This window comes from Micromonospora sp. WMMD736, from assembly GCF_049179015.1.
Lineage (GTDB): Bacteria > Actinomycetota > Actinomycetes > Mycobacteriales > Micromonosporaceae > Micromonospora.
Window position 1 is genome coordinate 1 of sequence record NZ_JBMHMI010000175.1, and the last position, 3,320, is coordinate 3,320.

The following is a 3,320-nucleotide window of genomic DNA, read 5'->3' on the forward strand; positions in this document are numbered from 1 at the left end:
TCGTCGAGGTCGTCGGTGATGGCGCGGCCGCCGCGGCGGGCCTGCCCAACGATGTCATTGTCACCAAGGTCGACGACCGGGTAATCGCCAGCGCCAACGCGCTGGTGGCCGCCGTGCGGTCCAGGGCCCCGGGCGACCAGGTGACGCTGACCTACCTTGATTCTGCAGGTCGTCCGCAGACCGTGCAGGTCACCCTCGGCAGGACCACTCCGTGACACCGACGGTGACACTCCGGACGGGGGCGGCCACGATGACCATGGCTGCGCCGACGTCTGCCGCCGGATATACGGTGACAGTCATGGAACAGCCGGGAGAGTTGGTGGGACGGGCCTTGGTCATCGTCGTCGACGATCGGACCGCGCACGGCGAGCAGGATCACAGCGGTCCGTTGGTCACCGAGTTGCTCGGGGAGGCCGGATTCGTCGTCGACGGTGTCGTTGTGGTGTCCGCCGACGAGGTGGAGATCCGCAACGCCCTCAACACCGCGGTGATCGGCGGTGTCGATCTCGTCATCTCGGTCGGTGGCACCGGCGTCACTCCGCGCGACGTCACCCCGGAAGCCACCCGAGACCTGCTTGACCGCGAACTGTTGGGCATCGCCGAGGCGCTGCGTGGCTCGGGGTTGTCGGCCGGCATCGTCGATGCCGGGTTGTCGCGGGGCCTGGCCGGTATCTCGGGGAGCACGTTAGTGGTCAACATCGCCGGGTCGCGCGCCGCAGTGCGCGATGGCATGGCCACGCTGGGCCCGCTGGCTGCGCAGATCATCGCTCAGCTATCAAGCTTGGAGATCTAACGACCACTTCTGTCCCTCGCCCGGAGCAGCGCAACAGCGTTGCGGGTGGTTGTCGTGTGGCGACGGGCTGCGCTGGCCAGCGTATCGCCAAGTGTCCGGAGTATTAAGCGCAGGTGAACGAGCCGACCGGCAGTTTGTGATCTTTATCACAGCAAGGAGACGGTGTGACGGACCCTTCGGAACCCGCCAAGCGCTCAGTTAACAAAATCTTCGGTGAGATTCTTCCCGAAACAACCTCCGACGAGCGGGGCAACTGTTCACCGCACGAAGATGCCGAGCGTGAACAGTGGTTGCGCGACAACCGGCCGCCTCACCACGGCTAGCCCGTGAGCGTTGCTTGCAGCGGCAAAACAGCAGCTAGCACTTTGTCGCCGAAGGTTGGCGGCAGGGCGAGGCGGACTCGGCATCAAGTAGCTCGACAGGTGTCAAGTCGAGCCGAAACCGGGCTGGAACGGGTTCGGTCGAGAAAGTTCCAGCAAACTTCTACACCGACTTCGGCGGTGACTGGTGTGCGATCTCCTTGCGTTGCCGGTCGGATTCCGCCCCGTTATGTTCCTCGTGTCAACGATGAGTGAGACGTAAGAGCTATCTGTGGGGCTTCTAATTCAGGTCACATGTAGATCTTTCGTGGTGTGTGGTGTTGCTAGTCGGGCCAGCACTGACAACAAAATTCGGTGACCCTCGGGGAGACCGAACGACAACTCTAGGGAGAACATGAAGGCAATCACTCGGGTGCTGATCGCGCTGTTCGCGGCCAGCGCGGCGCTGTTCACCAGCACCGGAACCTCACACGCAGGGCTGGACAACGAGCTGAGCCTGGTCGATGGCCAGGATCGGACTCTTACCGTCCAGCAGTGGGACACCTTCCTCAACGGTGTGTTCCCCCTGGACCGCAACCGCCTGACCCGCGAGTGGTTCCACTCCGGTAGCGCCAAGTACATCGTCGCCGGCCCCGGCGCCGACGAGTTCGAGGGCACGCTGGAGCTGGGCTACCAGATCGGCTTCCCCTGGTCGCTGGGTGTGGGCATCAACTTCAACTACACGACTCCGAACATCCTGATCGACGACGGTGACATCACCGGCCCGCCGTTCGGCCTGGAGTCGGTCATTACCCCGAACCTGTTCCCCGGTGCGTCGATCAACGCCGACCTGGGTAACGGCCCGGGTATCCAGGAAGTCGCGACCTTCTCGGTCGACGTGGCCGGCCCGGCCGGCGGCGTGTCGGTGTCGAACGCCCATGGCACCGTGACCGGCGCGGCCGGTGGCGTGCTGCTGCGTCCATTCGCCCGGCTGATCTCGTCGACGGGTGACAGCGTCACCACCTACGGCGAGCCTTGGAACATGAACTGACACCAGCAGGACCAACGAAAACAGCCCCCGGATCACTCCGGGGGCTGTTTTCGTTGGGTGGCAACTAGGACGGGGGCTGGTCGGGCGTTCCCAATGCGGCACCATGCTTGCCCGAAGCGGCGGTGCCGTTGGCGGCCAGCAGATCGCGGATCTCGGTCAGCACCGTCAGCTGGGTTTCCTCTTCCTCGACCTTGGTGTCGAGTTCCTTGAGCTTCTTGTAGGGCACCACGATGACGAAGTACACCACCGCCGCGACGATCAGGAAGTTGATCGCCGCGCTGACCACGGCGTTGAAGTCGATGTAGATTTCGTCACCCAGCGGGATGCGCAGGAATCCGTACTCCGAATCGGGTGTCGCACCGATCCTGCTGATCAGCGGCTGAACCACACTGTCGGTGAACGACGTCACCAACGCGGTGAATGCGGCGCCGACGATCACCGCGGTGGCCAGGTCTATGACGTTGCCGCGGGCGATGAAATCTTTGAACCCCTTGAACATGGGGAGGACCTTTCTGCTGGAAGGTGGTGGAACTTGTCCGCAAGCAGAACGTTAGACCGAATCGGCCATGATCACGGGGTTGAGCGGTGGCCGGTCAGTGGAAGGACAGCGTCACCGCCTGCACCAGCGCGGCAGCGGCCACCTGGTGGGCGTCGGCGGCGGGCAGCGCCACCAGGACCACCCGGTCGGATCCGGCGCCGGGACCGGCCTTGCGCTCCGATACCAGCACCACCACCGCCTCGGCGGCCAGCAGTTGCGGTTGGTGTGTCGTCTCGGAGTCCGGTGCGGCCAGCACGTCCACCACGTCGCCCGGCCGGATCAGATCCACTAGCGCGGTGTCGGAAAGGTGTAGCGGGACGACGCGGGCGTTGGGGCCGCGCGCGGCCTCAGCGAGCCGGGGCCCCAGTACCCGTACATCGGTGATCACTTCACCGCGGCGGGTCGGGCCGGCCAGCGTGCTGCCCACCAGGGGCTGCGGATCGGTGGCTGCGCCGTCAGGCACGGTGGCCGTCAGCCTGGTTTCGACCCGCAAGTCTGCGGCGGTGAGTTCGATGCCGGGCGACAGGTCATGGGCGGCAACCACGATCGCGCTGCGCTCGCCCTGCGGGTCCGACCGCAGTGCGGCCACCCCGGCGAGCACCACCAAGGCGGCGGCGGCAAGGCGGCGGGCAGCGACGG

At 65.4% G+C, this 3,320-nt stretch carries 5 protein-coding genes; 3 read left to right on the forward strand and 2 right to left on the reverse strand.

The features are described 5' to 3' along the window. From ACN269_RS35265 to ACN269_RS35275, 3 genes are all read left to right on the forward strand, one after another. On the forward strand, nucleotides 1-215 hold a 215-nt coding region (locus ACN269_RS35265; RefSeq protein ID WP_421477760.1), incomplete at its 5' end, for a PDZ domain-containing protein. 35 nt (nucleotides 216-250) lie between these two features. Next, nucleotides 251-793: a MogA/MoaB family molybdenum cofactor biosynthesis protein gene (locus tag ACN269_RS35270; RefSeq protein ID WP_421477762.1), complete on the forward strand. Its 543-nt coding sequence runs from the start codon at nucleotides 251-253 to the stop codon at nucleotides 791-793. Nucleotides 794-1,507: 714 nt separating this feature from the next. Continuing rightward, nucleotides 1,508-2,143, forward strand: a complete 636-nt coding sequence (locus ACN269_RS35275) for an MspA family porin (RefSeq protein ID WP_421477764.1) — start codon at nucleotides 1,508-1,510, stop codon at nucleotides 2,141-2,143. Between the two features lie 64 nt (nucleotides 2,144-2,207). Here the strand turns inward: ACN269_RS35275 and mscL are convergent, their stop codons facing one another. Both mscL and ACN269_RS35285 read right to left on the reverse strand, forming a co-directional pair. Beyond that, nucleotides 2,208-2,642, reverse strand: a complete 435-nt coding sequence (gene mscL, locus ACN269_RS35280) for a large-conductance mechanosensitive channel protein MscL (RefSeq protein ID WP_421477766.1) — start codon at nucleotides 2,640-2,642, stop codon at nucleotides 2,208-2,210. Nucleotides 2,643-2,736: 94 nt separating this feature from the next. Beyond that, nucleotides 2,737-3,320: SAF domain-containing protein (locus ACN269_RS35285; protein ID WP_421477768.1), on the reverse strand; the 584-nt coding region annotated here is incomplete at its 5' end.

Coding starts and splice junctions, on each gene's coding strand:
- ACN269_RS35270 (WP_421477762.1), top strand. CDS start 251: ATGACCATGGCTGCGCCGACGTCTGCCGCCGGATATACGGTGACAGTC.
- ACN269_RS35275 (WP_421477764.1), top strand. CDS start 1,508: ATGAAGGCAATCACTCGGGTGCTGATCGCGCTGTTCGCGGCCAGCGCG.
- mscL (WP_421477766.1), bottom strand. CDS start 2,642: ATGTTCAAGGGGTTCAAAGATTTCATCGCCCGCGGCAACGTCATAGAC.